The sequence below is a fragment of the Lachnospiraceae bacterium genome (genome assembly GCA_025758065.1).
GTDB lineage: Bacteria > Bacillota > Clostridia > Lachnospirales > Lachnospiraceae > Enterocloster.
On record CP107199.1, the window covers coordinates 1,666,495 to 1,693,277 of the forward strand.

Sequence of the window (26,783 nt, forward strand, 5' to 3'; positions counted from 1 at the left end):
ACCTTGGCTCATTGCTCGCGAAAACTTACGAAACTCGTACTGTGAGTTTTGTGAGTAATGTCATATTCTGTCAAGAGTTTGAAAGAATATCGTAAGTTGCTAAAACCCATATCTTGCTTTATAATGAAAGTAAGATGTTCTCTCGGAAACTTTCATGCACCTGTTTTTGTGGCCGATTTTCCGCCAGTCGCACCCGAATTTCATCAATGTACGCACCGCGTACACCTCAGAAATTTGGGCACAACTGACAAAAAATCTTCTCACAAAATCAAGTACAGAAAGCTTCCGAGAGAACATCACAAAACGGAGGAGGATACAGCTTATGTTGAAGTTTAAGAGGATGGCCTGTATGCTGCTGACAATGGGTATATTTATTACAGCATTTCCTGATCAGGCGCTGGCTTCGTCAGATTATCAGTATATTACTAATATTTCCCTGAAGGTAGAGGTTGATCTTGATGCCGGGGATGAGATCAACAGCGGAGACAGTGTGGGAACATCAAAGGATGATTCCGGAACCAAGGTTTATACTACATCAGACAAATACAGAGTTGAGTCTGCAGAATGGACAAATAATAAAGATGTGTCTATTGGAGATGCTCCAAAGATCACTGTCTGGCTGGAGCCGGATTCTTCTTCTGATTCTAAATATGAATATAGATTCCGCAGCAGCTACAGCTCAAGTAAAGTAAGTATTAATGGTGGTGAGTTTGTTTCTTCAAGTAAAAGTGGAAGCAATCTGAAAGTGGTTCTTCGTGTCAAAGGGGTAAAAGGCACTTATGAAGCACCTAAGGAAGCTGAGTGGGGCAGTGGAAAAGGAAAGGCAACCTGGAAAGCACCAGATGATAAAACAGGTTATTATGATGTGATCTTGTATAAAGGTTCCACTGTTATGAAGAAGCTGGAAGATTACAATGGAACTTCCTATAATTTCTATCCATATATGACAAAAGAGGGGGATTATACCTTTAAGGTACGCACAGTTCCCCATACTGATGAGCAGAAACGCTATGGAAAGAAAAGTGAATGGACAGAATCTGACAGCAAGTATATTGATGAAGATGAAGTATCGGATGGCTCCGGACAGGATAACAGTTCCGATGGAAGCAGCGGTGGTATTACTCCCGGAGGAGGAACTACAGATGTAGGCTGGAGACAGGAAAACAATGTCTGGTATTTTAAGTATCCGGATGGTAATTATATAAAGAACAACTGGTTGCTGTGGAACAGCAAGTGGTATCTTTTTGACAACAGCGGTAAGATGCTTACAGGTTGGCAGCAGAAAGATGGGCACTGGTACTATTTTGATACCAGTTATGGCGGTATGAAGACAGGATGGCTTAAAGAAGGAGATAAATGGTATTACTTAAATCCAAACCAGGGCGGTCCGGAAGGAGCAATGATTTCTAACTGCTGGCTGACCATCAGCGGAAAGACTTACTTTATTAACCAGTCCGGTGTCATGATGGAAGGCTGGTATCAGGTTTCTGGTAAATGGTATTATTTCTATCCAGGAGATGGATCTAAGGCGGTAAGTACATCTATTGGTGGTTTTGTTGTAGATGCAGATGGTGTCTGGAACCATTAAGATTAAAAAAGTAAATGATAACGTATATACGAAAAAGCTGTCTGAAAAGGCGGCTTTTTCTTGACTTATACTATGATATCATCTACAATTGTGACGAGTTTACAATAAAAATATCGTCAAGCGGTTATACAGGCGGTGTGCTTGTGCGCAGGGATGTATAAACATTTGACTTTTTTTATAAACAATATTACCTTGAAAGGAACGTCATGGGAATTGTAAAAACAGCCAGGCTGGTCTATGAATATATAAGAAGAGATGAAGAAGAAAAAATAGAAGAAGTAAAACGTGCCATAGATGGTGTTGACCTGGATATAAAAAAGGGAAGTTTTGTGGCAGTGTTAGGGCATAATGGTTCCGGAAAGTCTACCTTTGCAAAGCATATTAATGGACTGCTCCTTCCAACAGATGGAACGGTATGGGTAGGAGGAATGGATACAAAAGACGAGGAACACATTTGGGATGTGCGCAAAACAGCGGGAATGGTATTCCAGAATCCGGATAACCAGATCATTGGAAATATTGTAGAAGAAGATGTAGGCTTTGGACCGGAAAATATCGGTGTTGAGACCAAGGAGATCTGGAAACGGGTAGATGAAAGCTTAAAAGCAGTGGGAATGACTGCGTATAGAAAACAATCTCCTAATAAGCTGTCTGGTGGCCAGAAGCAGAGAGTTGCGATTGCCGGTGTTATGGCTATGCGGCCGCAGTGCATTATTTTAGATGAACCGACGGCTATGTTAGACCCAACCGGACGAAAAGATGTAATACGTACGGTTCATGAATTGAATAAAAAAGAAGGCATTACGGTTTTACTGATTACTCACTATATGGAGGAAGCCATTGACGCAGACCGTGTGATCGTAATGGATGACGGAAAAGTGATCATGGATGGAGTGCCAAAGGAGATCTTTTCCCGTGTAAAAGAATTAAAAGAACATGGACTGGATGTGCCTCAGGCAACGGAACTTGCGTATGAGTTAAAGGAAGCAGGAATGCCTTTAACAGATGGGATCTTAAGCAGGGAAGAGCTGGCGGGACAGCTGATGACTCTGTTTACAGATGAAAAGTAGGAGAATAAGATGTCGATAAAAGCAGTTGATCTGAATTATGTATACGGAAATGGTACAGCCTTTGAGCAGCATGCTCTTTTTGATGTGAATTTTGAGATCCAGGATGGAGAGTTTGTAGGCATTATAGGACATACAGGTTCTGGAAAATCCACATTGATCCAGCACTTAAACGGGTTGATCAAGGCAAGCTCTGGTGCATTATATTACAATGGAGAAAATATTTATAAAGATAAATATGATATGAAAAAGCTGCGCAGCAAGGTAGGATTGGTATTTCAGTACCCGGAGCATCAGCTTTTTGAGATCGATGTATTAACAGATGTATGTTTTGGACCGAAAAATCAGGGGCTTTCTGAGGAGGAGGCAAAGGAAAAGGCGAAAAAAGCCTTAGGTCTGGTAGGTTTGGATGAATCTTATTACAGTCAGTCACCTTTTGAACTGTCTGGTGGTCAGAAGCGAAGAGTTGCAATTGCAGGTGTACTGGCCATGGAACCGGAAGTCCTGATCTTAGATGAGCCCACAGCAGGTCTGGACCCAAGGGGAAGAGATGAGATTTTAGATCAGATCGCAAGACTTCATACAGAGCGGAAGATGACTATTATCCTGGTGTCCCATAGTATGGAAGATGTTGCAAGATACGCAGGAAGACTGATCGTTATGAACCATGGACAGAAGATATTTGACGGCTCTCCAAGAGAAGTGTTCCGTCATTATAAAGAATTAGAAGCCATTGGTCTGGCAGCACCCCAGGTAACGTATCTGGTCCATGATCTGAAAGAAAAGGGACTGGATATTGATAATGATATTACCACAGTGGCAGAAGCAAAAGAGGCGATTCTTGCATTGTGGGATAAAAAGAGAAAGCGGCAGGTATAAAAATGCTGAGAGATATAACTTTAGGACAATATTATCCGGTGGAATCACCGATCCACCGTCTGGATCCAAGAACAAAGCTTTTCGGGACAATGGTGTTTATTCTGTCCCTTTTTGTGGCAAATAATATATGGGGATATCTTTTGGGAACCATTGCACTGGCAGCTGTGATCATTCTGACCAAGGTGCCGCTGCGCTTTATCTTAAAAGGTTTAAAAGCTATTGTGATCTTACTGCTGATCAGTGTCAGCTTTAACTTATTTCTTACTCCGGGACAAGAATTGATCCGTTTCTGGATTTTTAAGATCACCTGGGAAGGTATCCGTCTGGCAGGTTTTATGGCAGTACGCCTGATCTATCTGGTAGTAGGTTCTTCTCTTATGACACTGACGACTACACCGAACCAGCTGACAGATGGACTGGAAAAGGGGCTGGGATTTTTAAAACGGTTCCATGTACCGGTCCATGAGATTTCTATGATGATGTCCATTGCTCTGCGCTTTATTCCAATCCTGGTAGAAGAAACAGATAAGATCATGAAGGCACAGATGGCAAGAGGTGCTGATTTTGAGTCTGGAAATCTGGTGCAGAAAGCGAAAGCCATGATCCCACTGTTGGTGCCGTTATTTATTTCTGCTTTCCGCAGAGCGACAGATCTGGCAATGGCTATGGAAGCAAGATGTTACCGCGGTGGAGAAGGAAGAACAAAGATGAAACCGCTTCAGTACAGCCAGAGAGACCATGAGGCATATATGATCTTTGCCCTTTATTTTGTGCTGGTCATTGCTTCCAGAGTGTATCTGTAAATGTATCCTGTATACAGAAAAAATAACGGAAGTTCTGAGCGGTATATGTGATGCAGGAAAAATAACGGAAGTTCAGAGTAGATACGTGTGATACAGGAAAAATAACGGAAGTTCTGAGCGATATATGTGATACAGGAAAATATAAGGAGAGCAGAAACATGAAAAAACGGGTCCTTCTGAGAGTGGCCTATGATGGGACCAACTATCATGGCTGGCAGGTGCAGCCAGGAGCAGTGACCATTGAACAGGTGTTAAATGAAAAATTAACGGATCTTTTAGGAGAACCTATTGAAGTAATCGGAGCCAGCCGCACGGATTCTGGTGTTCATGCCATGGGAAATGTAGCAGTTTTTGATACAGAACACCGCATGCCGGCAGATAAAATATGTTTTGCCTTGAACCAGCGCCTTCCGGAAGATATACGCATACAGTCATCTATGGAAGTGGAGCCGGACTGGCATCCGAGAAAACATCATTGCACTAAGACGTATGAGTATAAGATCTTAAACCGTAAAATGGAAGTGCCGTCCCTGCGTCTATATACTCATTTCTGCCATTTTGACCTGGATCTTGATAAAATGCGCCAGGCAGCAAAACTGCTGACTGGAGAACATGATTATAAAAGCTTCTGTAATGTGCGCACACAGGTATTAGACACTGTGCGCACTGTATACAGTATTGACATAGAAAAAGACAAAAATGATGTGATCACCATCCGGGTATGTGGGAATGGATTTCTTTATAATATGGTCCGTATCCTTGCGGGAACACTTATGGCAGTGGGAATGGGTCAGAGAACACCAGAGGAAATGCCAAAGATCCTTGCAGCCTGCGACCGGGCGGCAGCAGGTCCTACAGCACCGGCAAAAGGTCTGATGCTGGCAGGTATGGAATATCAGGATTAAATCTTTTATAGACGATATAGACAAGCTATGATGGATTATAATAAAAAAGGTGAGTTGAAAAAGTGAATTCCACTTTGCAAGTGAGATATGATAAAAAAACCTTGAAAATATACAATGTCATTAACTTAAAAGCAGAAGATATTTATTCCGAAATGGATTAGATATCTTCTGCTTTTTTTGATATGCTTATATTGTAAAAAGAAGCCATGAACCTGCTCAAAAAAGGATGTGATTATGCATGAAGCATTCTCAGAAACGTATATTCATGGATATAGAAAAAATGACTTCTGATGAATTTAAGGCATTTTGCCGATCAGGTAATAAAAATTATTTTACCAGAATTCGAAAAATGCCTCTTCAGGATCTTCTTTTCACGATGATAAACAGAAAGGGGTTGACGTTGGCATTGGAACTGAGAAATTATATGAAACTTGCTCATCCTGGTGTGTCTATTTCAAAACCAGGATATCTGAAACAGCGTATGAAACTTAATCCAGATGCTTTTTTAGAATTATATAAATATCATAACCGTAACTTTTATGCAGATTCCACCTTTTCAACTTATAAAGATCATTTAATATTAGCCGCTGACGGCTCAGATATTAATATTCCTACCACTGCTGAAACACTGAAACTATATGGTTCTGCAAGCCGGAAAAACGCAAAGCCCCAAGCTCAAATAGGATTAGGCTGTATTTATGATGTAATGAATCGTATGATACTGGAAAGTGACTGTAATAAGGTGAAATTTAATGAAATGCGCCTGGCCGAAAAACAGATGGAGCGAATACCGGAAACAATAGGCAGCATTCCCTATATTATTATCATGGACAGAGGCTATCCTTCTACGCCAGCGTTTATACATATGATGGATAAGGATATTAAATTTATCGTACGTTTAAAAAGCAGTGATTACAAAAAAGAGCAAAACAGTTTAACAGAAAAGGATCAGCTAGTTAAAATAAAACTTGATAAGTCAAGAATCAGACATTACGAGGGAACGCCAGATGGAGAACGTATGAAAGAATTAGGTGAAATTTCATTGCGTATGGTAAAAATCCTATTAGAAAACGGAAGTTTAGAAGTTTTGGCTACAAATCTTTCACAAACTGAATTTCATACAGAAGAAATAAAAGAATTATATCATATGAGGTGGGGGATAGAGACTGCGTATGAAACGCTAAAGAGTCGGTTGCAATTAGAGAATTTTACAGGAACAAAACCTATTCTGTTATTACAAGATATATACAGCACTATATATCTGAGCAATTTAGTTGAAGATATCATATTAGATGCAGAGCGTGAACTGGATCAGAAAGAAGCGAACAGAAAACATAAAATGATGATCAATCAGACTGTTAGTATTGGAATCTTAAAAAATGATCTGATTTATATACTTCTTGAAACGGATGGTCAAAAGAAAAATATGTTATTTCAGCAAATATATGAAGATATCAGTAAAAATCTTGTTCCCATTCGTCCTGATCGGCATTATACCAGAACGAAAGGGCAATTAGCAGGAAAATATTCGAATACCCATAAAAGAGCGTACTGAGCTAAAAAATACGAATACAAAGAGAAGGGGATAAGTATGCCCATATACAAACAAAAAGCAGGAATCATAGTTTTATAAATGCTTACGATTTCTGCTCTTTGCTAAAGTTAATGACATTGTGAAAATATAAGGATTTAGCCAAGAAAATGGCTTGACATGAGAAAACAGATATTATACCTGACTTCCGTCGTTTCTCTCAAAACATAGTACTCAGGAGTCCAGGAGGATACAGTTCTGAAAAAGATTGTTGATTTCTTTTTCAGTGAGAAACAAAGCATCAAGATTCGTCAGGCCAGTAGCTTTTTTGACTTTTTCGTTTACTGTCTGGTTTCGAGAAATATTAATATAAGAGCCATCTCCTTTATTGACAACCCGGAAGTCCCGTATGAAATCAATCAGATCATAAGAATTAATCTGATTTTTAAAAACTTTAATCTCAAGCACTCTTAAAAGAAACAAGCTAAGGTAGCAGATTAAAAAATGCCCATAGATTGTTTCTTTTTTGTGCACGTAAATCGGGCGTGCATCCAGATAAGACTTTGTGATCCGGAAGGATTCTTCGATCTTCCATAAGCTGTGGTAGGTCTGATAGATTTGGAGCGGTTCCATATCCAACTCTGAGGTGACCATAAGGTTGTATCCTGCATACTTCAGATCCTCATTAACCTTCTCTTTATCAATTCCTATCACAGGAGTTATCTTTTTCCCGTTCTTATCTTTGTTGGTAATCTTTAAATATTTTGCAGAATCTCCCAGATCCTCTCTTGTCATTGCTTTGTAAGTAGCATAGTTGGCAGCTTTGTCCGCCATTTTCTGGATCTCCGCCTTTTGTTTTTTAGCCAGTGCCGGATTATAAGATACGATTCTTTTTTCTTTTACTGAAAAAGTTTTTACCACATCCCTGCCCGTTTCAGGATCAATTTCCTTGAATTGATAGGAAAAGCTATCTACGCAGGACTTGAGGCGGTATAAGAGATTCCCGTCTTTATCCCTGTAGTCTTTCCATATATTTTGCTCATTTTCCAATAAGAGCCATTTCTTTTCTTTTTCACTTAAATTTCTGCCGTGTATGGATTTGGAAAAAATATATCCATCATTGGCTTCTTTCACGGCAGCATAAATATTTCTGGCGCAGTTGAGGCCTTTATCAGCGACCTGTACTGTTTTCCCGGAAACTTTATAGTGGCTTTTCATTTCTTCGATGACTTTTCGGATATACGGCTTTTCAGATTCATTACCAGGGTACATCTGCATAGCAACCGGCACTAGATCTGCATCCAGGAGAAGTGCTTGCCCGATAATAGGGTCATGTCGGTTTTCTTTGGAAGGCCCTTTCTGTTTATCTTCATAGGGAAGGTCAATCTCAAAATAGTAATTCGTACAGTCGAAAAAAACATTGCTGAAATCTCTCTGATAATGCTGCTCATAGCAATGGTTAAAAAGTTCAATATATTTTTTATAAGATCCACCAATAAAGGATAATCCATCGTAAACTTGATCTTCCGAGATGGGAGAACTGTTGTAAAGATGAGGGAAAACGGAAGAAACCGTTTTGGATTTTGAGCATGGATAGATGATCCTGGAAAAAATAAGCTGTGCAATCATATCATATATGCGGAACTGAAAGCGCATTTGAGCAGCCAGGATGTCTATTACTTCCTTGACGTTGAGTTCTTCTAAAAGCGTATACAGAAGAAATTGTCCCAGGTTATATTCCACAGGGGCAACAAAGGCACGGGGACGAGTTTCCTCTGTGAATGCGGCGGCACGTTCTTTGTTTTTTTCTGCAACAAAGTCTGTGTAGTAAGCGACAGGATCGGGGATCTCATCAGAGATGAGCTCGTGCACATAGCCAAAAGCCATGACACTTTTTGAACGCGGCTGTTTCTTTTCTTTATCCCAGTGAGATTCATACATCTGCAAATAGGTACCTTTTTTCTTGTTCTCTTTTCTTAAAATAGTATGCCATAACCGACCTCCGAACAAAGTGCTATAGAGTACTATTATTATAATATATCAAAAAAATTTTTTCAATAAAAAAAGCCCCAAAAGGGCATTGAAAATTTGCTGTAAATAAAGGAAAAATCGAGATGCAGGAAAAGAAATAAAAAAATGACAAGAAGAAAACGACGGAAATTTCCTAGTACTACGACGGAAAACGGGGGCGGCAGCAGGTCCTACAGCACCGGCAAAAGGTCTGATGCTGGCAGGTATGGAATATCAGGATTAAATCTTTTATAGACGATATAGACAAGCTATGATGGATTATAATAAAAAAGGTGAGTTGAAAAAGTGAATTCCACTTTGCAAGTGAGATATGATAAAAAAAACTTGAAAATATAAGGATTTAGCCAAGAAAATGGCTTGACATGAGAAAACAGATATTATATAATAAGAAACTGTGACGTTGAGAGTAAATGCTCATCCAAAGCCCCGGAGCGGAGCATTTCATTGATAAATACTTCCCAATATTTATCACATATAGCGATCATCTGTAAAGATGTAATTTAGGTTGAAATTAACAGGAGGTTAACCAATGAAGAGTTTTATGGCTAGTCCAGCGACAATTGAGAGAAAATGGTATGTAGTTGATGCTACAGGTTATACATTAGGACGTTTATCATCTGAGGTAGCTAAAGTTTTAAGAGGAAAGAATAAGCCAATCTTTACCCCACACATCGACTGTGGTGATTATGTTATCGTAGTTAATGCTGATAAGGTAAAAGTTACCGGCAAGAAGTTAGATCAGAAAGTATATTACAACCACTCTGATTACGTAGGTGGCATGAGAGAAACCACTCTGCGTGAGATGATGGCTAAGAAGCCAGAGAAGGTTGTTGAGTTAGCAGTTAAAGGTATGCTTCCAAAGGGACCTCTGGGAAGAAGCATGTTTACAAAGCTTCATGTATATGCAGGCCCAGAGCATGAGCAGGCAGCACAGAAACCAGAAGTTTTAACATTTTAATGAGGATCGGAGGAAGAAAGTATCATGGCTAGCGCAAAATTTTACGGAACAGGCAGAAGAAAAAAATCTATCGCCAGAGTATATTTAGTACCAGGTACAGGTAATATCACCATCAACAAGAGAGACATCGATGAGTATCTTGGTCTTGAAACTTTAAAGCTGATCGTTCGTCAGCCATTAGTTGCAACTGAGACAACTGATAAGTTTGATGTATTAGTAAACGTTCGCGGCGGCGGCACAACAGGACAGGCTGGTGCAATCCGTCACGGTATCTCCAGAGCACTTCTTCAGGCAGACGCTGATTACAGACCAGTTCTGAAGAAAGCAGGTTTCTTAACCAGAGACCCAAGAATGAAAGAAAGAAAGAAGTACGGCCTCAAGGCTGCACGTCGCGCACCTCAGTTCAGCAAGCGATAATCTACAGCTTAATAATGCTAAAAAAGCCCGGAAATACGCCATTTTCCGGGCTTTTTCTATGCCTGAAATCATCTGATTCCGATGGTGAAATTTGAGGAAATTTGACTTCAAATTAACCCATTTTGATGGGTTTACCATGGGTTTACGGCCTATTTTTGAGCCTAATGGGTGGGAAAATGGGTTTACAGAAGGCCATTTTGGAGGGGAAATTAGCCCCATATCCTTGACAGATTTTCGGCAAACATCCGGCTGAAACGGAATGAAAAACAGTGTCAGGTTCGTTTGGCGAGTTCTGACGAATTCTGCAAAAAAATAATATCAGGTATCCTGTTACATAGAGCCTTGGCTCATTCTTTGAAAACGAGAATGGGTTGAGGCTCTATTTTTTTCGCCAGAAATCCGGCGAGACAAATTTGAGTAGGAGGTAACAGGTATGACGGATTTCAATCAGAAGACCCATGACACAGATGTGGGCAGTCATGGCGGACAGTCGAGGCAGATGATGGAGGTGTTTGAGAACCAGGAGTTTGGTTCGATCCGGTTGTTACAGGAGGCGGGCAAGACCTTCTTCTGTGCAAGCGACGTGGCGAAAGCGTTGGGGTATGTGAATCCCTACGCAGCAGTGAAACGCCATTGCAGAGGCCCCCTAACGAAACGCGAGGGGGTCGTTCAGAAGGTGAATCAGTATGGGGATGCTGGAGAGCAGGTCGTTGAAATCTCCTTTATCACAGAAGGCGATGTTTACCGGCTGATCGTTCACAGCAAGCTGCCGTCGGCAGAACGATTTGAACACTGGGTGTTTGATGAAGTTCTCCCTTCTATACGCAAGCATGGTGCGTACATGAGCGATTCCATTTTGGATCAGGTGATTCAGCATCCGGAGGCTATCTACACTCTGGCGCAGAAGCTTGTAGCCGAGAGAGAGCAACTTGAGGGTATCCGCAAACAGCTGGATGCGGCGCAGCCCAAGGCAGACTACTTCGATACCTTTGTGAATTCGGAGGATTGCACCTGCATCCGGAATTTCTGTAAGGAAATTGGAATCCCGGAGAAGACGGCAGTGGCTCTCTTACTGGATCATCGCTATTTGTACCGCAGTCCAAGCGGCTGGCTGATGCCTTTTGCAGACAAATCTGCAAGGGGCTATTTTATTGTCCGGGATTGCTACGGCAGAAGCGGAAAACTGGTGCAGCAGACGAGAGTGACCTGCAAGGGAAAGAATCATCTCTTCAAGTTGTTTAAGAAATGGGGTGTGATCGAATGACGCTTTTTACAGAGGGACGCCTTCAGGCGTTTGAACGCATGATGCAGGATACCGGTAAATACCATCGTCGGGAGGACAGCGAAGATCGTCTGCGCAAATGTCCGAAGAAGAAAGCGGAGCCTGCGAAAAAGGATGGTGAGCACCATGCCGGTATTCAGGGTTGAGAAGAACAGCAATTACACAACGATGTGCAATTACCACCTGCGGGATCAGGGTCTCAGCCTGAAAGGAAAAGGACTTCTCTCTATGCTGCTCAGTTTGCCGGACACATGGAACTATTCGGTACGGGGATTGTCTTCGATTACACCGGACGGCGTAGATGGAGTGCTTACGGCTCTGAAAGAGCTGGAGCGTCTTGGGTATCTGGAAAGGAACCAGCAGCGTGAGAGCAACGGTCGGATGGGAAGAGCAGAGTATGTGATTTATGAGATGCCGAGGAAAAAGCCGTGTTCGGAATCACTGTGTACGGAAAAACCGTATACGGTAAATCCGGATACGGACACACCGGTTACGGAAAATCCCGCGCAATTAAGTACTAATAGAACAAGTACTGAAACAATCAATAAAAGAGAGAAGAAGGAAATTCAGCACCGATATGGCTCATACGAAAATGTTCTTCTCTCTGACACAGAATACGGCAAGCTCCGGCAGGAGTTCCCAGGAGATTATCAGATGCGGGTTGAACGGCTCTCTGAGTATATGGCCTCCACCGGCAGAAGCTACAAAAATCACCTTGCCACAATCCGGAGCTGGGCAAAGAGAGAAAAGCCGAAGTATAACCCGGCAGACTACACATTTGAGGAAGGAGACAGCCTATGAGCGACATGGTGCCTGAAGTTTTGAATGCGGCGTTGGATTCGCTCTTTACGTCGAAAGAACCCGGAGAGCAGGAATACAAGGGCGAGGATGGTCTGCTGTATTGTCGGAGCTGCCACACGCCGGTGCAGTGCAGGGTAAAGCTCTGGGGCAGAGACAAGATTGTTCCCTGCCTTTGCAGATGCCAACAGGAAGCGATGGCGGAAAAGAAACGCCAGGATGAACTGGTGGAGCGGCAGCGTAAAATCAGGCAGCTGAAAGCAACAGGGATTCAGGAAAAGCATCTTCTGGAATGGAATTTTGCCGTTGCAGAAGATAATAAGGATATCCAGATGGCAAAACGCTATGTGGAGCAGTGGAAAAAGGTCAAGGCTGAAAACCTTGGCCTTTTGTTATGGGGAGATGTCGGAACTGGAAAGTCCTTTGTGGCGGCGTGTATTGCCAATGCGCTGCTGGAACAGGGCATTCCGGTTTTGATGACGAACTTCTCCAAAATCCTGAACCAGATGGGTGCCATGTATTCGGAAGAGCGATACCGGTATATCGCTTCGTTTTCCAACTATTCTTTGCTGATTCTGGATGATCTGGGAATTGAGCGCAGCACCGAATATGCGCTGGAGCAGGTCTACGCCGTTATTGATGAGCGGTACAAGTCCGGACTTCCGGTCATTATCACAACCAATCTGAAGATTGCTGAAATCCGCAATCCGGAGGATGTGGCATACGCCCGGATTTACAGCAGGATTTTGGAAATGTGTACGCCGGTGCGAATCAGCGGAGAGGACCGCAGGAAGAGCATTGGAAAAGAAAAACAGCAGGTCGTTAAGGAGGTACTTGATTTATGAAGTGCAAGGCAAAAAAGGCGTTTTTCGCAGGTAAGAATGACATCTATCACCGCTGGAAGGAGGTTAAGAAGCTGAATGGCAAAAGCAAAAACCAGTATTACAACAGAAAACCGCAGTGGCTCAGCTGCCGACGCTGCGGCTAAGGAGAAGCGGACGGAGATGCCGCTTTCTGACCTGCATCCCTTTGAAGGTCATCCCTTTAAGGTGCTGGACGATGAGCTGATGGAACAGACCGTGGAGAGCATCAAGCAGATCGGTGTGGTATCACCGCTGATTGTACGGCCTGACCCGGAAGGCGGATTTGAAATCCTTTCGGGACACCGCAGGCTTCATGCAGCGCAGTTGGCAGGTTTGGAGACAGTGCCGGTCATCGTCAAGGAAATGGACGATGATGCGGCAATCATCTTTATGGTGGACAGCAACTTGCAGCGGGAAAATATCCTTCCCAGCGAGAGAGCGTTTTCCTACAAGATGAAGTTGGAAGCGATGAAGCATCAGGGACAACGCGGAGATTTAACTTCTGACCAAGTTGGTCAGAAGTCGTGGGCTGTGAACCAGTTAGCTGATGATGCGAACGAAAGTAAAACGCAAGTTCAGCGTTTTATCCGCCTTACCAACCTGATTCCAGAAATTCTGGACATGGTGGATGAGAAGAAAATCGCCTTTAATCCGGCGGTAGAGCTGTCTTACCTGAAACCGTCCGAACAGAAAGAATTTCTGGAGGCAATGGACTATGCACAGGCATCCCCATCCCTGTCGCAGGCACAGCGATTGAAAAAGCTCTCGCAGGAGGGCGACTGCACCTTGGATGCCATGTGTGAAGTGATGAATGAAATCAAAAAGGATGAGCTTGACCATGTGACGATTAAAAACGAGGTTCTTCGGAAGTATTTCCCGAAATCCTATACGCCGAAGCAGATGCAGGACACGATTATCCGGCTGCTGGAAAAGTGGCAACGAAGTAAACAACGAGATATGGAACGATAAGAAGGAGATTTTTATGATGATGAATTTTAAGAAGAATCAGAACAACGCAGTGTGCAGCATGGACTGCAAGAACTGCCCGCACGGTGCATCGCAGCCCAATCCGATGGATGATCCCATGTTTGAAAAGTCCATTGCGATGCTTCATAACTGGCTGATGCTGGAGGCAATCTGTGAAGATCACCCGAAGGAGCGTATTGTGATGGTGATCCTGCCGGGGGTTGGCGGCGAACTTCTGACCGAGGCTGGTAGTCGAGACATCTTTGAGGATGTTTACGATGAGATGGAGGCTGATCTGGTTGCAGATGGGGAACTGCTTCTCCATTATGATAAGAGCGATGTGATCGAGGCTGACGGAACCCGGTATCTGCTGGGAGCTGCGGAGATTTCGGAAATCGACCAGAACGGCAACGAGTGCAGCATCAACCTGTTTACGCTGGAACGCACCATCGACTATGTGAACGAAAACCTGACGGTGGTTTCCATTGGCGGCGAGCTGGTTCTGGCACTGCGCCTGATCTAAGGAGGAGCCTATGAAGAAATTCGATGTGGAGATTACGGAAACTCTCCAGAGAAAGGTTTCTGTGGAAGCTGCCTCACAGGAAGACGCGGAACGCATGGTGACGCAGGCATGGAACAATCAGGACTATGTTCTGGATTCCGGCGATTTCACCGGCGTGGACTTCAAGACTGTGGGAGAACATGAACTGGCGGAGAACAGAACAATGGATGTGCTGCTGGTGCAGCCCAACGCCTACCCGAAGAAAATCAGTGTTGGCACGGAGCTGGAAGATTTGCAGACTATGGTCGGCGGCGATATTGAAGTGACCTATCCTTTCGAGGATGAAGTGGCCGTTATTCTGAATGAATCCGGAAAAATCAATGGCCTGCCGCTGAACCGTGCGATTTACACCGAAGATGGGGATATGCAGGACATTTATGCCGGTGATTTTCTGGTGGTTGGGCTGACAGAAGATGACTTTGGTTCTCTGACCTCGGAGCAGATGCAGAAATTTGAGGAGCAGTTCCATCAGCCCCAGATGTTCGTCCGTATGGGGCGCAGCATCATGGCAATTCCGGTTCCGGATGACATGGTGAAGAAGATGGAGGAAAAGGCTGCAAAGCCTTTGGAAAAGAGCAAACCGGCACCGGACCGGGACAGTTTGTAAGGAAGGAGGCGGAGATTCATGCAGGAAGAAGTTGAAAATCGCACCGTTAATTTGGCAATCAGTACTACGAAACTGACCTTTCGCACCATCGTGAATGGCTATAATGCGTGGAAACGGCACCATCAGGCGAAGGTGGCTCAGAAAACAGCGCAGCTGCCGGTTGGAAAGCAGAGCATCAAAGAACTGATCGGTCAGAACCAGGGAGTCAGCAGTATTCCCATTGAGAAAACGGATTTGAAAGGCTTTGAACAGGTGGCGCGGAAATACGGTGTGGATTATGCCATTACGAAAGACCAAAATGTGATTCCTCCCAAATACACGGTGTTTTTTAAGGCGAAGGATGCGGATGCACTGACTTCCGCTTTTGAGGAATTCACCAACCGAAAGCTGAAAGCAAAGGAAAAACCGAGTGTTCTGGAACAGCTTAACAAGCTCAAAGAGCTGGTTTCTGCAATTCTGCCGGATAAGGTTCGCCACAAAAGTCAGGAGCGTGATCTATGAGTAATAAAATCAAGAAGCTACTGATCCTGAACCTGCCGTATCTGATTGCTGGTCTTGTATGTACCAATCTGGGAGAAGCGTGGAGAATTGCCGAGGGCGCAGACATGTCTGAAAAGCTCCTCAGCTTTCTTTCTGCCCTTGGCACAGCCTTTTCCAATCCGATGCCAAGTCTGCATCCGATGGATTTGCTGATTGGCGTGTGCTGCGGAACAGGCCTGCGGCTTGCCGTGTACCTGAAAGGCAAAAATGCCAAGAAATATCGCCATGGCATGGAGTATGGCTCTGCACGGTGGGGAACGCAGAGAGACATCGAACCGTTTGAAGATCCGGTGTTTGCAAACAATGTGATTTTGACCCGGACGGAGCGGCTGATGATGGGCAATCGCCCGAAGAATCCGGCAAATGCGAGAAACAAAAACGTGCTTGTGGTCGGTGGTTCCGGCAGCGGTAAGACCCGATTTTGGCTCAAACCCAACCTTTTACAATGTCACAGTTCCTATGTGGTCACTGACCCGAAAGGCGATATCGTAATCGACTGCGGCCAAGCCCTTTTGAAGAATGGATACAGCATCCGGATCTTTAACACCATCAATTTCAGAAAGTCGATGCATTATAATCCCTTCGCGTATATTCACAGCGAAAAGGATATTTTGAAGCTGACCACAACGCTCATTGCCAACACCAAGGGAGACGGCAAGGCCGGTGACGAATTCTGGACGAAGGCAGAGACCTTGCTGTATTGTGCTTTGATTGGTTATATCCACTATGAGGCACCGCTGGAAGAGCAGAACTTTGCAACGCTGATTGAATTCCTGAATGCGATGGAAGTGCGCGAGGATGATGAAACCTTTCAGAATCCAGTGGATCAGATGTTTGAAGCACTGAAAAAGAAGAAGCCGAACCACTTTGCTGTCCGTCAATATGCCAAGTTCAAGCTGGCGGCGGGCAAGACCTTAAAGTCGATTCTTGTGAGCTGCGGTGCACGTCTGGCTCCCTTCGATATTGAGGAAGTCCGCGATATCACCATGTACGATGAGCTGTCGCTGGATACGGTGGGAGATAAGAAAACGGCTCTGTTCCTCATTATGAGCGATACAGACCCGACTTTTAATTTCCTGATTTCGATGATCTATACACAGCTGTTTAACCTGCTGTGCGAGAAAGCGGATGATGTCTACGGCGGCAGATTGCCGGTGCATGTGCGCTGCCTGATTGATGAGTGTGCGAACATTGGTCAGATTCCGAATCTGGAAAAGCTGGTAGCCACCATCCGATCAAGAGAAATCTCGGCATGTCTGGTACTTCAGGCACAGAGCCAGTTGAAGGCAATCTACAAGGACAATGCCGATACCATCATCGGCAATATGGATTCTCGTATTTTCCTTGGCGGTTCGGAGCCGACTACGCTAAAAGAGCTGAATCAGGCTCTGGGAAAAGAAACGATTGATCTGTACAACACTTCCGATACCAGAGGCAACAGCCCATCTTACGGCACCAATTATCAAAAGGTTGGGCATGACCTGGCTTCGGTGGATGAACTGGCTGTGCTGGATGGCGGAAAGTGCATTTTGCAGCTGCGCGGTGTCAGACCGTTCAAGTCAGATAAATACGATCTGACCCAGCATCCGAACTACAAGCTCACTGCCGGTGCTGATAAAAAAAACACGTTCAGCATCGAGGCGTTTCTCGATCATCGGCTGAAGCTCAAGCCCGGTGATAAGTACGAAGTGGTTGACGCAGATCATGCCAAGTAAGGTTGCTCTGACGGCGAAGATGTCATGGGTGTGCTGCTGGCAACAGAATAATAAGAAGAGGCGGCGAGCTGCCGCCTCTTTACATAGCCAGGTTTCTGATTGGGATTGGAAATCTGGCTATATGTTTGTCTATTTGCAGGTGCACATGCAGATGGAAAATCACTATTCATCAGCCCATAAGGGCGCATCGTACAAGGAGGTACACATTTATGGCATTTTTCAACAGCGCAGTAACCGTTCTTCAGACTCTCGTTATCGCACTGGGTGCCGGTCTCGGTATCTGGGGCGCAATCAACCTGCTGGAAGGCTACGGCAACGACAACCCTGGTGCCAAGTCTCAGGGCATGAAGCAGTTCATGGCTAATTAAAGGGAGCAAAAAGAAAGGAAAAGCACAATCCAGACGGTATCAGCGGCAGGTTACAAGAATAAATTGTGATTTCACAAGATTGGTGTTATAATAAGAGAAAAGTTCCTGCCGGGGCAGCCGCCTCGGTGGTATGGATAGAAAGGCAGGAAAACAATATGCACATCAGCTATAAACCACTCTGGCACACACTGTTAGAGCGTGATATGAGGAAAGAGGATTTAAGGCTTGCCGCTGGTATGACAACGAATATGATTGCCAACATGAGCAAAGAGGGAAAGCACATCAGCATGGACACATTAGCCCGTATCTGTGAAACGCTGAATTGTGAGATTACCGATGTGATTGAGTTAGTACCAGACGAGCCTGCTTCCACAGGAGGTAAGGAACATGAGAGAATTGAAACCAAGAATAACGGAAAACGGAATTGATTATATCCTTGTCGGAGATTACTACATCCCGGACTTGAAACTGCCGGAGGAACACCGCCCTATCGGAAAGTACGGACGGATGCACCGGGAATATTTAAGGGAAGTCCACCCAGCCAGATTGAATACATTGATACTGACCGGAGAATTGTGGACATATCTTGCAGACCTGAACGAACAGGCACAGGAACGGTTAGACACTATCATGGAGCAGATGAAAGCCACCGAGGGCGTGACAGAGGAATTGAAGCGAACTCAACAAATGGAATGGGTGCAGCGTTGTAATAACATTCACAACCGGGCAGAAGAAATTGTTTTGCATGATATAATTTATTCATACGGGAGTAATTAAATCGGAGGTATATAAGATGATTGAAATTGTATTTGGTGAAAGTGCCTGTGGAAGTTTGAAAATTGCCCAAACTTACGGTAAGGGAAAGTATAGAGGAAGTGCAGTTTCGGTCTTTATGAGGCACGAAGATGGGAGTGTTCCATCTTCAGATGAAATGAAAGAAGCACAAATTCAAGCACAGGAACAAGAACATATTGCTTGGGAGAATGCTATTCCATTGGGAGGCAAGAGCAGTGATGTTTATTGTTTTGATATGGCTCTTAGTGTGGGAGATATTTCTGATAATGGAATTGGCGAACAGCGGAAAAATGTTCTCAAGAAAATGCTGTCTGTCTGGTTTGTAGAGGATTTAGACTATCAGGTTGAAGAAAAAATACAGAAAATTAAAACTACATTGTCTTCGGTTATTGAACGATATGTAGCTGGGGAAGAAGTTCGTATTTGGTATAGCTATAATCCGGATGAACTTTGCGGTATGTACTGGCTTATGAAACAACTTCGACCATTAAACTGTCAGACAACAATTTATTTGGTTAAGTTACCTGCCTGGGAATATGGAAAAGAAAATACTATGACATCCAAAATAGCATGGGGTGAGGTTTCTCCTGGCGAATGGGGAAAATATATAACTCTACAAGAAAAAGCTAAGCCTGTATTTCTTTCAGCTTGTGCTATGAAATGGAATCAACTTCAAAATGAAAATGCACCTTTGCGTGCAATGCTAAATGGTAAATTGCAAAGTGTTTCAGAAGATATATATGATAGTTTCATTCTTCGTGAAATTGCGGAACAGCCAGAGCAATTCAAAATGGCTATTGTTATAGGTAATGTTTTAGGAAAATATCAACTTGGAATTAGTGATGTATGGATTTCTAATCGCATTGATAAAATGCTTGAAGATGGTGTGTTGGAAATTATACAGGACGCACCAAAGGGAGAAACAAATTATCGCCGGATATTAAGAAAACGAATGAAATAATAACCACAGCAAGAACCGCTGCTACATGGAAGGCACCCCAACCATGCAACAGCGGTTTTTTTTACCGTTTTTTCCTCTGGCTGATAGGCGTTCCCATTTTCTTTGATTTTTTGAGAATCCGAATCAGCCAGCGAAATTCTTCGTCTGACAGATTTTTATAGTTGATACCGAGCTGCTTGCAGTAAAGGACAACCAGCTTTTCATCCCGGCTGCCCTTGAAATTTTCGACTGCTTCGAGATTTTCTTTCAATTCATCGGCAACGGTGGTCTGGGGCGCACTCTCACTGTCCTTTTTGTGGGCTTCCCGAATATCCCGGATAATCAGGTTGAGGTCATCCAGAACCATGTGACTGAAATACTCATCATCACTGATATGGGCGGCTTGCAGCACTTTCAAATGCGGGTCATCTTCGCCTGGGCGATACCGTTCAATGATTTCATGCCGGACGGTATCGACAAGTGCATTGAGGTTTTGAATCTGCATGGTAGCAATCCCGTCCACATAAATCTCAATGTCTGCAAGAAACTTGATGAAATCTTTATGTGTAGCAAGCTCACAGAGCAGACGGTTGTTAATCCGACCGCTTTTCAGCAGTGCCACCATCTCATCATTCAAATGCAGCTCCGTCAATGGTGTGTTGATCTGCTCCCTGTTCTCTGTCCGGCACAGTAGATAATCAACAGAGACCCCATAGAAGTCTGCCAGCGTGATAAGGTTGCCATGATTGATTTCCTTAAAATCCTCTTTTTCATAACTTCCAAGAGCTGATTTGGAAATGCCTGTCAGCTTTGATAGTTCTTCCAGATTTAAGCCTTTGTCCTTGCGGAGTTCCCAAAGGCGTTCCTGTATGCTTGTTGCTCCTTTCATGGGCGCACGCTCCTTTCCAATGGTTTCATTGCTGCCGCTTATCTGGATTATATCACACTTTCCGCAATCGTGGAAATTTCTGATTTTTACCCCTAATTCCTACTTTGTGGACATACGGCACAGGGCACAAAAATGTTCTATGATACAGGTAGTTCATCGATGGATTATTCCAATCGAATGACCAGCCTGTGTGGGATATGCTTCCCCGGCGATGTAGTGCCATGACTTTTGGCAGGGATGTGGAGGAACCCTGACCGAAACGAGCGTACCAAAGGGAGCGATACGCCGCTGTGAGATTCAGGGGAGGAACGACACCGGGGAGAACTGGCGAACTGACACCGAAATGATACCGAAACACGACAATCTGATAGGGGGATAGTCTACCCTATCGCTGATACTTCGGGAGATTTTAATCGGCTCTATGGCTGTAATTTTGCCGAAAATCGCCCCGAAACCATACACTAAAACGGGAGGAAACACAATATGCCGAGAATGAGCAAAAAGAGGAAGCATGAGCTTTCCTTTTACCTCAATGACCGGGGGCGTGTCACTTACAACGAATTATGCCGGAAATGCCAGCATGGGTGCAGGCAGAGCTTCCGGGCGGTTGTGATTGACTGCCCCCGTTATTTATCCAAACGAGCAAAGAAAAAGGAGGAACACACCGAATGAATTTTGAATTTATGACGATAGACACACCATTGCCGCCCTGTATGCCCTTTCCCAGAGCGTTGACAGGATTTCCAGTCAGCAGCACCGCAAAGGTCATGTACTGCCGGATGTTGGACGCTATGCTCTCCAAAGGTCAGGAGGACGAGAACGGAATCCTGTTTGTCTGCTTCCCTGTCACAGCCATTGCCGCAGTCCTGTCCCGCAGTCCCATGACGGTCAAGCGTTCTCTGAATGAACTGGAAACCGCCGGACTTATCATGCGGGTGCGTCAGGGCGTTGGAGAACCAAACAGGATTTATGTGCTGATACCGGGAAAGGAGGACGCTGCCCTTGCCTGATACCTCAAAGCTGGAAAAGCTCAACCGGGAGTTGGAGAAAAGCGAAAAGAAACTGCGGAAAGCCATCAATGATGAAAAGGCATTGCAGCACCAGTTAAAGCAGCTTACCCGAAAGGAACGGACGCACCGGCTCTGTACTCGTGGCGGTATGCTGGAAAGTTTTCTGCAAGAGCCGGAACGCCTGACAGATGATGATGTCATGCTGTTGTTGAAACTCATTTTTCACAGGCAGGACACGCAGGAACTATTGAAAAAACTGCTGGAACGGGAGAAGCCGGAAACCCCTTAGTTTACTAAGGGCGCAATTATACACCACCCAAAGGTTGGTGCATTGCGTTCTCCGAAGGCTCCTCGCCGGAGGGCTGTGATTTTCCGCAGTCAAGGTCTGCTCCAAATCATACAGGGGACGCTACGCTTCCCCTGCGCTGGCTGCCGCCAGCTACCCTTTTGTGGACTTGCCATCTGGGGACACCTTGCGCTGTAAGCTGTTCCCAGCCGACAAGTTTCATAAAATATGCTATCTTTTCGATAATCGATGAAGTATAATAAAGTCAGAAATAAATCAGGAATTTGAGGTCAAGGCTTAAACGGGAGGTTTATATGAAAAAATACCAATGTCCTTGCTGCGGATATTTTACCTATAATGTTCCGGCAAATGAAGATTGTGGGTATATCTGTCCCGTTTGTTTTTGGGAGAATGACCCATTCATTGCTTCTGATAACGAACCAAGTGACTCTAATCATGGAATAACGCTAAAAGAAGCGAAATCCAATTTCTCAAAATTTGGTGCTTGTGAAAAAGAAATGTTATGTTATGTCCGACCACCAAGAGATGATGAAAAGAAAATTTCATAGCAACAATGTCGAAGTTATGGAGGGAATAAAAGTGAAGGACACTGCTAAGAGAGCAATAGTTACAGTTATTGTGTTTGTTATAATTTATGTTTTATCTGGTCCAATTATCGGATATACAAACTACGATATGTATTTGAAAGGAATTGAATTTTTATCAGCGGTAATCGGAGCAGGATGTTACTGGATAGGAAGCAATAAAAAATAGTTCTTGAATTTGACAAAGGAGTTGGAAGTATGAAAAGAATAGGTACAGCATTGACTATCGTGTTCATCATCGCTGGATTTGCAATTTCCTTTTTTATTGGACACTATGTGAGCGACAAGTCACATACAGAAAGTCGAGCAGCACAATTTGATAAATATATTTCTCGTGCGATTGATACAATCAAAGATAAAGGTCTGTCCATTGATGGCGCCCCAGAAGCGATAGCCAGCAATATTTGGGTGGCACACGAATTTTGTGATAGCCCTGAAATTTCCGCAGAACTCAGCAATCTGTGGAATACCATTGTATATGAAAAAGATGTGCTTCTCGGTCAAGAAGATGTGTTGACTGCTCAACTGAAAGATATTTTGGAAAAATGTCAATAGTCTTTGCAAATTTTCTATTTATCATTCACTCATCGGGTCAACTTGTCCCGAACTTTTACAACTAAATACCCGCCGCCCACACAGCGGCACATCGAGCAGGAAATCTGAAAAAAGGTCTCCTGCTTTTTTTCTGCCCAAAATGAGGTGGTAAAACGCCACCCCATCCACCAATTAGCGAAAGGAGGAACACGAAATGCCCTGTCCACACAACGAAATCACGATTGTGCAGCGCAGCCAGCGGCAGTCTGCTGTTGCCGCCGCTGCTTACCAGAGCGGCGAAAAGCTGTTCTGTGAATACGACCAGCAAGTGAAGCACTACCCGGAAAAGCGTGGTATCGTCCACAATGAAATCCTGCTCCCGGCAAATGCCCCACAGGAATATGCCGACCGCAATACTTTATGGAACGCAGCCGAAGCGGTTGAGAAGCAATGGAACTCCCAGCTTGCAAGGCGGTGGGTGCTTACCATCCCCAGAGAGATACCGCCTGACCAGTACGCTGTCCTTGTCCGGGAGTTTTGTGAACAGCAGTTTGTTTCCAAAGGCATGATCGTTGACTTTGCCATCCACGACCCCCATCCGCCGGGACACAATCCCCACGCCCATGTCATGCTCACTATGAGGGCAATGGACGAACATGGAAAATGGCTTCCCAAGAGCCGCAAGGTTTATGACCTTGACGAAAACGGGGAACGGATAAAACTTCCGTCCGGCAGATGGAAAAGCCACAAGGAGGATACGGTGGATTGGAACGACCAGAAGTATTGTGAAATCTGGCGGCATGAATGGGAGGTCATCCAGAACCGCTATCTGGAAGCCAATGACCGCCCGGAGCGTGTGGACTTGCGTTCCTATGCCAGACAGGGGCTTGATATTGTCCCCACTGTCCATGAGGGGGCGGCTGTCCGGCAGATGGAAAAGCGTGGTATCCAGACGAATATCGGCAACCTGAACAGGGAAATCAGAGCCACCAACCGCCTGATGAAGTCCATCCGGCAGCTTATCCAAAACCTCAAAGGATGGATTACCGAGCTGGGAGAAAAACGGAAAGAACTGCTTGCACAAAAAGCGGCGGAGGAAGCAACACTTCTTCCCAATCTGCTGATGAAGTATATGGAGATACGAAAGGAAGAACGGAGGGACTGGACAAGGGCTGGACAGAACCGAGGGACTTCACAGGACTTAAAGGCAGTCAGCGAAGCCCTGTCCTATCTCCGGCAAAAGGGGCTTTCCACTGTGGAGGACTTAGAAGCATTTCTGGAATCTTCCGGGAAATCAGCCGCAGATTACCGCAATCAGATGAAGCCAAAGGAAACCCGCAGCAAAGTGATTGACGGGATTCTTGCCAGCCGGACAGACTGCAAGGAATGTAAGCCTGTCTATGAGAAGTACCAGAAGATATTTTTTAAGAAAACAAAGGAGAAATTCAAACAGGAACACCCGGAGGTTGCCCGGTATGCGAAAGCCGCCGCCTACCTTGCCAAGCACCCGGACGATAAGGACAGTACCCAAAAGGAGCTGCAAGAGGAGCTGGAAAAACTTCTGGAAGAAATCGCAGAGCTGAAAGTACCACTGACCGAGGTACAGGAGGATTTGAAGAAGCTGCGGGACATTCGCTACTGGGTACGGAAAGTCACACCCGGCACAGAGGAAAGTAAAGAGCCGCCTAAGAAGCAGCCCATCAAGGAAGTCTTGCAGGATAAAGCAGACGAGAAAAAAGCACAAAGAACTGCCCCGGCGCAGACAAAACACAAACAACAGGATATGGAACTTTAACAGGCACTTGCCATTTTCAATCAGAGAATGTCAGGTGCTTTTCTTTTTTCAAGGAGGGATAGATTTGAATGTATTTGAAGCTGTGAAGCAGTCCGTTACAACAAGACAGGCTGCGGAGCATTATGGAATCCATGTAGGGCGGAACGGGATGGCTTGCTGCCCGTTCCATAACGATAAAACCCCAAGCATGAAGCTGGATCAGCGTTACCACTGCTTCGGCTGCGGTGCGGATGGGGATGTGATTGATTTTACCGCCGCCCTGTATGGGCTGGGAAAGAAAGAAGCCGCCGTACAACTGGCACAGGACTTCGGGCTTTCCTATGAGGACTGGAAACCGCCGGGAAAGGCAAAAAATCCCAAGCCCCGGCAGAAATCCCCGGAGGAACAGTTTCAGGAAGCAAAGAACCGCTGCTTTTGTATTCTTGCCGATTATCTTCATTTGCTTATGGCATGGAGAAAGGAATATGCCCCGCACTCCCCGGAGGAAGCCTTTCATCCCCGGTTTGTGGAAGCCTTACAGAAGCAAGACCAAGTGGAATATCTGCTGGATGTGCTGCTCTTTGGGGAAACGGAGGAAAAAGCGGCTTTGATTACGGACTACGGAAAGGATGTGATACAGCTTGAACAGCGAATGGCAGAGCTTGCAGCCGCAAACGCAGCAAGAACTAAAAAACACCATGAACGCCATGCAGCCGCCCCAGAGCATTGAGGAAATCAAGGCGGGGCTGGAAACTACCGAGAAAGGCGGTGTCCGTCAGAGCATACGGAACTGCCTGACCGTATTCCAGCGTGACCCTCTGCTTTCCGGGGCTATCGCATACAACATCCTGACCGACCGCAAGGACATCATAAAGCCCATCGGTTTTCACAGAGAAAGCACCGCCCTGAACGATACGGACATGAAGTATCTGCTTCTCTATCTGGAAGAAACCTACGGGCTTACCAATGAGAAAAAGATTGATAACGCCATCGGGATTGTGGCGAATGAAAACAAGTACCATCCCATCCGGGACTATCTCAATACCCTTGTGTGGGACGGGACAGAGCGAATCCGTTTCTGCCTGCGGCACTTTCTGGGGGCTGACGCAGACGATTACACCTATGAAGCGTTGAAGCTGTTCCTGCTGGGTGCAATCTCACGAGCCTTTCAGCCGGGGTGCAAGTTTGAAATCATGCTCTGTCTGGTAGGCGGTCAGGGGGCTGGCAAGTCCACCTTCTTCCGCCTGCTGGCAGTCCGGGACGAGTGGTTCTCCGATGATTTGCGGAAGCTGGACGATGACAATGTGTACCGCAAGCTGCAAGGTCACTGGATTATTGAAATGTCGGAAATGATGGCAACCGCCAACGCCAAGAGCATTGAGGAAATCAAATCGTTTTTAAGCCGGCAGAAAGAGGTTTACAAGATACCTTATGAAACCCACCCGGCAGACCGCCCCCGTCAGTGCGTGTTTGGCGGCACTTCCAATGCTCTTGACTTCCTGCCCCTTGACCGTTCCGGCAATCGCCGCTTTATCCCCGTCATGGTTTACCCGGAGCAAGCCGAGGTTCACATTTTGGAGGACGAAACTGCTTCCAGAGCCTATATCGAGCAGATGTGGGCAGAAGCAATGGAGATTTACCGAAGCGGCAGGTTCAAGCTGGCTTTCAGCCCCGACATGCAGCGGTATCTCAAAGAACACCAGCGGGATTTTATGCCGGAGGACACCAAAGCCGGAATGATACAGGCGTATCTTGATAGGTACACCGGGAGCATGGTCTGCTCCAAGCAGCTCTACAAGGAAGCCTTGAACCATGCCTTTGACGAGCCGAAGCAATGGGAAATACGGGAAATCAACGAGATTATGAACCAATGCATTGACCGCTGGCGGTACTTCCCGAACCCAAGAATGTTTTCAGAATATGGCAGACAAAAGGGCTGGGAGCGTGAAAACCCGGCAACGGACTTATGCAACCCGTCTGAAAAAGCAATGGATGGCTTTGTGGAGGTCACAGAACAGATGGAGCTTCCATTCTGAAAATGACAGCCCGTTGCACCCCCTGTTGCTATCC

At 45.1% G+C, this 26,783-nt stretch carries 31 protein-coding genes and 1 pseudogene; 30 read left to right on the forward strand and 2 right to left on the reverse strand.

The window, feature by feature from the left end:
* Positions 1–322 precede the first annotated feature (322 nt).
* The 6 genes from OGM16_07685 to OGM16_07710 all read left to right on the forward strand — a co-directional run bounded on the left by OGM16_07685 (position 323) and on the right by OGM16_07710 (position 6,797).
* Positions 323–1,588, forward strand: coding sequence for an N-acetylmuramoyl-L-alanine amidase family protein (locus OGM16_07685; protein UYJ48117.1), 1,266 nt, complete (start codon positions 323–325; stop codon positions 1,586–1,588).
* 206 nt (positions 1,589–1,794) lie between these two features.
* On the forward strand, positions 1,795–2,658 hold the full coding sequence (locus OGM16_07690; GenBank protein UYJ48118.1) for an energy-coupling factor transporter ATPase: 864 nt from the start codon (positions 1,795–1,797) through the stop codon (positions 2,656–2,658).
* A 9-nt stretch (positions 2,659–2,667) separates the two neighbouring features.
* Positions 2,668–3,534 (forward strand): energy-coupling factor transporter ATPase, encoded by an 867-nt coding sequence (locus OGM16_07695; protein UYJ48119.1) that lies wholly within the window; start codon positions 2,668–2,670, stop codon positions 3,532–3,534.
* Positions 3,535–3,536: 2 nt separating this feature from the next.
* A complete protein-coding gene (locus tag OGM16_07700) occupies positions 3,537–4,337 on the forward strand; it encodes an energy-coupling factor transporter transmembrane protein EcfT (GenBank protein UYJ48120.1) in 801 nt (266 codons plus the stop codon).
* A gap of 158 nt (positions 4,338–4,495) precedes the next feature.
* Positions 4,496–5,242 carry a tRNA pseudouridine(38-40) synthase TruA gene (gene truA, locus OGM16_07705; GenBank protein ID UYJ48121.1) on the forward strand — a complete coding sequence of 249 codons (747 nt, stop codon included), beginning with the start codon at positions 4,496–4,498 and terminating at the stop codon, positions 5,240–5,242.
* A gap of 238 nt (positions 5,243–5,480) precedes the next feature.
* Complete coding sequence (locus OGM16_07710; GenBank protein ID UYJ48122.1) at positions 5,481–6,797, forward strand: IS4 family transposase; 1,317 nt, start codon at positions 5,481–5,483, stop codon at positions 6,795–6,797.
* Positions 6,798–7,007: 210 nt separating this feature from the next.
* On the opposite strand, the gene OGM16_07715 is transcribed toward OGM16_07710, so the two are convergent.
* Positions 7,008–8,714, reverse strand: a complete 1,707-nt coding sequence (locus OGM16_07715) for an IS1634 family transposase (GenBank protein UYJ48412.1) — start codon at positions 8,712–8,714, stop codon at positions 7,008–7,010.
* Between the two features lie 619 nt (positions 8,715–9,333).
* Between OGM16_07715 and rplM the strand changes: the two genes are divergently transcribed.
* The 15 genes and pseudogenes from rplM to OGM16_07790 all read left to right on the forward strand — a co-directional run bounded on the left by rplM (position 9,334) and on the right by OGM16_07790 (position 19,636).
* On the forward strand, positions 9,334–9,762 hold the full coding sequence (rplM, locus tag OGM16_07720; GenBank protein ID UYJ48123.1) for a 50S ribosomal protein L13: 429 nt from the start codon (positions 9,334–9,336) through the stop codon (positions 9,760–9,762).
* A 24-nt stretch (positions 9,763–9,786) separates the two neighbouring features.
* The gene (gene rpsI, locus OGM16_07725; GenBank protein UYJ48124.1) at positions 9,787–10,179 is read left to right on the forward strand and encodes a 30S ribosomal protein S9; all 393 of its coding nucleotides are present in this window, start codon (positions 9,787–9,789) and stop codon (positions 10,177–10,179) included.
* A 433-nt stretch (positions 10,180–10,612) separates the two neighbouring features.
* On the forward strand, positions 10,613–11,443 hold the full coding sequence (locus OGM16_07730) for a phage antirepressor KilAC domain-containing protein (protein UYJ48125.1): 831 nt from the start codon (positions 10,613–10,615) through the stop codon (positions 11,441–11,443).
* Positions 11,440–11,607 (forward strand): hypothetical protein, encoded by a 168-nt coding sequence (locus OGM16_07735; GenBank protein UYJ48126.1) that lies wholly within the window; start codon positions 11,440–11,442, stop codon positions 11,605–11,607. The genes OGM16_07730 and OGM16_07735 overlap by 4 nt, the downstream gene beginning before the upstream one ends.
* Positions 11,588–12,262, forward strand: a complete 675-nt coding sequence (locus tag OGM16_07740) for a helix-turn-helix domain-containing protein (protein ID UYJ48127.1) — start codon at positions 11,588–11,590, stop codon at positions 12,260–12,262. The genes OGM16_07735 and OGM16_07740 overlap by 20 nt, the downstream gene beginning before the upstream one ends.
* A complete protein-coding gene (locus OGM16_07745) occupies positions 12,259–13,104 on the forward strand; it encodes an ATP-binding protein (protein ID UYJ48128.1) in 846 nt (281 codons plus the stop codon). The genes OGM16_07740 and OGM16_07745 overlap by 4 nt, the downstream gene beginning before the upstream one ends.
* Positions 13,105–13,179: 75 nt before the next feature.
* A complete protein-coding gene (locus OGM16_07750; protein ID UYJ48129.1) occupies positions 13,180–14,091 on the forward strand; it encodes a ParB/RepB/Spo0J family partition protein in 912 nt (303 codons plus the stop codon).
* 13 nt (positions 14,092–14,104) lie between these two features.
* The gene (locus tag OGM16_07755; protein UYJ48130.1) at positions 14,105–14,611 is read left to right on the forward strand and encodes a hypothetical protein; all 507 of its coding nucleotides are present in this window, start codon (positions 14,105–14,107) and stop codon (positions 14,609–14,611) included.
* Between the two features lie 10 nt (positions 14,612–14,621).
* Positions 14,622–15,257, forward strand: coding sequence for a DUF3846 domain-containing protein (locus tag OGM16_07760; GenBank protein UYJ48131.1), 636 nt, complete (start codon positions 14,622–14,624; stop codon positions 15,255–15,257).
* Positions 15,258–15,275: 18 nt separating this feature from the next.
* Positions 15,276–15,758, forward strand: a complete 483-nt coding sequence (locus OGM16_07765) for a PcfB family protein (GenBank protein ID UYJ48132.1) — start codon at positions 15,276–15,278, stop codon at positions 15,756–15,758.
* Positions 15,755–17,512, forward strand: coding sequence for a type IV secretory system conjugative DNA transfer family protein (locus tag OGM16_07770; protein UYJ48133.1), 1,758 nt, complete (start codon positions 15,755–15,757; stop codon positions 17,510–17,512). The genes OGM16_07765 and OGM16_07770 overlap by 4 nt, the downstream gene beginning before the upstream one ends.
* Positions 17,513–17,721: 209 nt before the next feature.
* Positions 17,722–17,874: pseudogene (locus OGM16_07775) on the forward strand (Maff2 family protein).
* A gap of 161 nt (positions 17,875–18,035) precedes the next feature.
* Entirely contained in the window at positions 18,036–18,308 is a 273-nt protein-coding gene (locus OGM16_07780; GenBank protein UYJ48134.1) for a helix-turn-helix transcriptional regulator, read from the forward strand.
* Positions 18,268–18,657 (forward strand): TnpV protein, encoded by a 390-nt coding sequence (locus OGM16_07785; protein ID UYJ48135.1) that lies wholly within the window; start codon positions 18,268–18,270, stop codon positions 18,655–18,657. The genes OGM16_07780 and OGM16_07785 overlap by 41 nt, the downstream gene beginning before the upstream one ends.
* A gap of 16 nt (positions 18,658–18,673) precedes the next feature.
* A complete protein-coding gene (locus tag OGM16_07790) occupies positions 18,674–19,636 on the forward strand; it encodes a DUF1835 domain-containing protein (protein ID UYJ48136.1) in 963 nt (320 codons plus the stop codon).
* 61 nt (positions 19,637–19,697) lie between these two features.
* On the opposite strand, the gene OGM16_07795 is transcribed toward OGM16_07790, so the two are convergent.
* Positions 19,698–20,504 (reverse strand): helix-turn-helix transcriptional regulator, encoded by an 807-nt coding sequence (locus OGM16_07795; GenBank protein UYJ48137.1) that lies wholly within the window; start codon positions 20,502–20,504, stop codon positions 19,698–19,700.
* 483 nt (positions 20,505–20,987) lie between these two features.
* On the opposite strand from OGM16_07795, the gene OGM16_07800 reads away from it, so the two are divergent.
* The 9 genes from OGM16_07800 to OGM16_07840 all read left to right on the forward strand — a co-directional run bounded on the left by OGM16_07800 (position 20,988) and on the right by OGM16_07840 (position 26,749).
* On the forward strand, positions 20,988–21,176 hold the full coding sequence (locus OGM16_07800; GenBank protein UYJ48138.1) for a hypothetical protein: 189 nt from the start codon (positions 20,988–20,990) through the stop codon (positions 21,174–21,176).
* A complete protein-coding gene (locus OGM16_07805) occupies positions 21,173–21,514 on the forward strand; it encodes a DeoR family transcriptional regulator (protein UYJ48139.1) in 342 nt (113 codons plus the stop codon). Before OGM16_07800 ends, OGM16_07805 begins: the two co-directional genes overlap by 4 nt.
* Entirely contained in the window at positions 21,507–21,803 is a 297-nt protein-coding gene (locus OGM16_07810; protein ID UYJ48140.1) for a DUF3847 domain-containing protein, read from the forward strand. The genes OGM16_07805 and OGM16_07810 overlap by 8 nt, the downstream gene beginning before the upstream one ends.
* Positions 21,804–22,114: 311 nt before the next feature.
* Positions 22,115–22,369, forward strand: a complete 255-nt coding sequence (locus OGM16_07815; GenBank protein UYJ48141.1) for a CPCC family cysteine-rich protein — start codon at positions 22,115–22,117, stop codon at positions 22,367–22,369.
* A 31-nt stretch (positions 22,370–22,400) separates the two neighbouring features.
* Complete coding sequence (locus OGM16_07820) at positions 22,401–22,574, forward strand: hypothetical protein (GenBank protein UYJ48142.1); 174 nt, start codon at positions 22,401–22,403, stop codon at positions 22,572–22,574.
* Between the two features lie 29 nt (positions 22,575–22,603).
* Complete coding sequence (locus OGM16_07825; protein ID UYJ48143.1) at positions 22,604–22,960, forward strand: hypothetical protein; 357 nt, start codon at positions 22,604–22,606, stop codon at positions 22,958–22,960.
* Between the two features lie 193 nt (positions 22,961–23,153).
* Complete coding sequence (locus OGM16_07830; protein ID UYJ48144.1) at positions 23,154–24,734, forward strand: MobA/MobL family protein; 1,581 nt, start codon at positions 23,154–23,156, stop codon at positions 24,732–24,734.
* A 64-nt stretch (positions 24,735–24,798) separates the two neighbouring features.
* Complete coding sequence (locus tag OGM16_07835; GenBank protein ID UYJ48145.1) at positions 24,799–25,443, forward strand: CHC2 zinc finger domain-containing protein; 645 nt, start codon at positions 24,799–24,801, stop codon at positions 25,441–25,443.
* Positions 25,412–26,749, forward strand: coding sequence for a virulence-associated E family protein (locus OGM16_07840; GenBank protein ID UYJ48146.1), 1,338 nt, complete (start codon positions 25,412–25,414; stop codon positions 26,747–26,749). Before OGM16_07835 ends, OGM16_07840 begins: the two co-directional genes overlap by 32 nt.
* Positions 26,750–26,783: the final 34 nt, after the last annotated feature.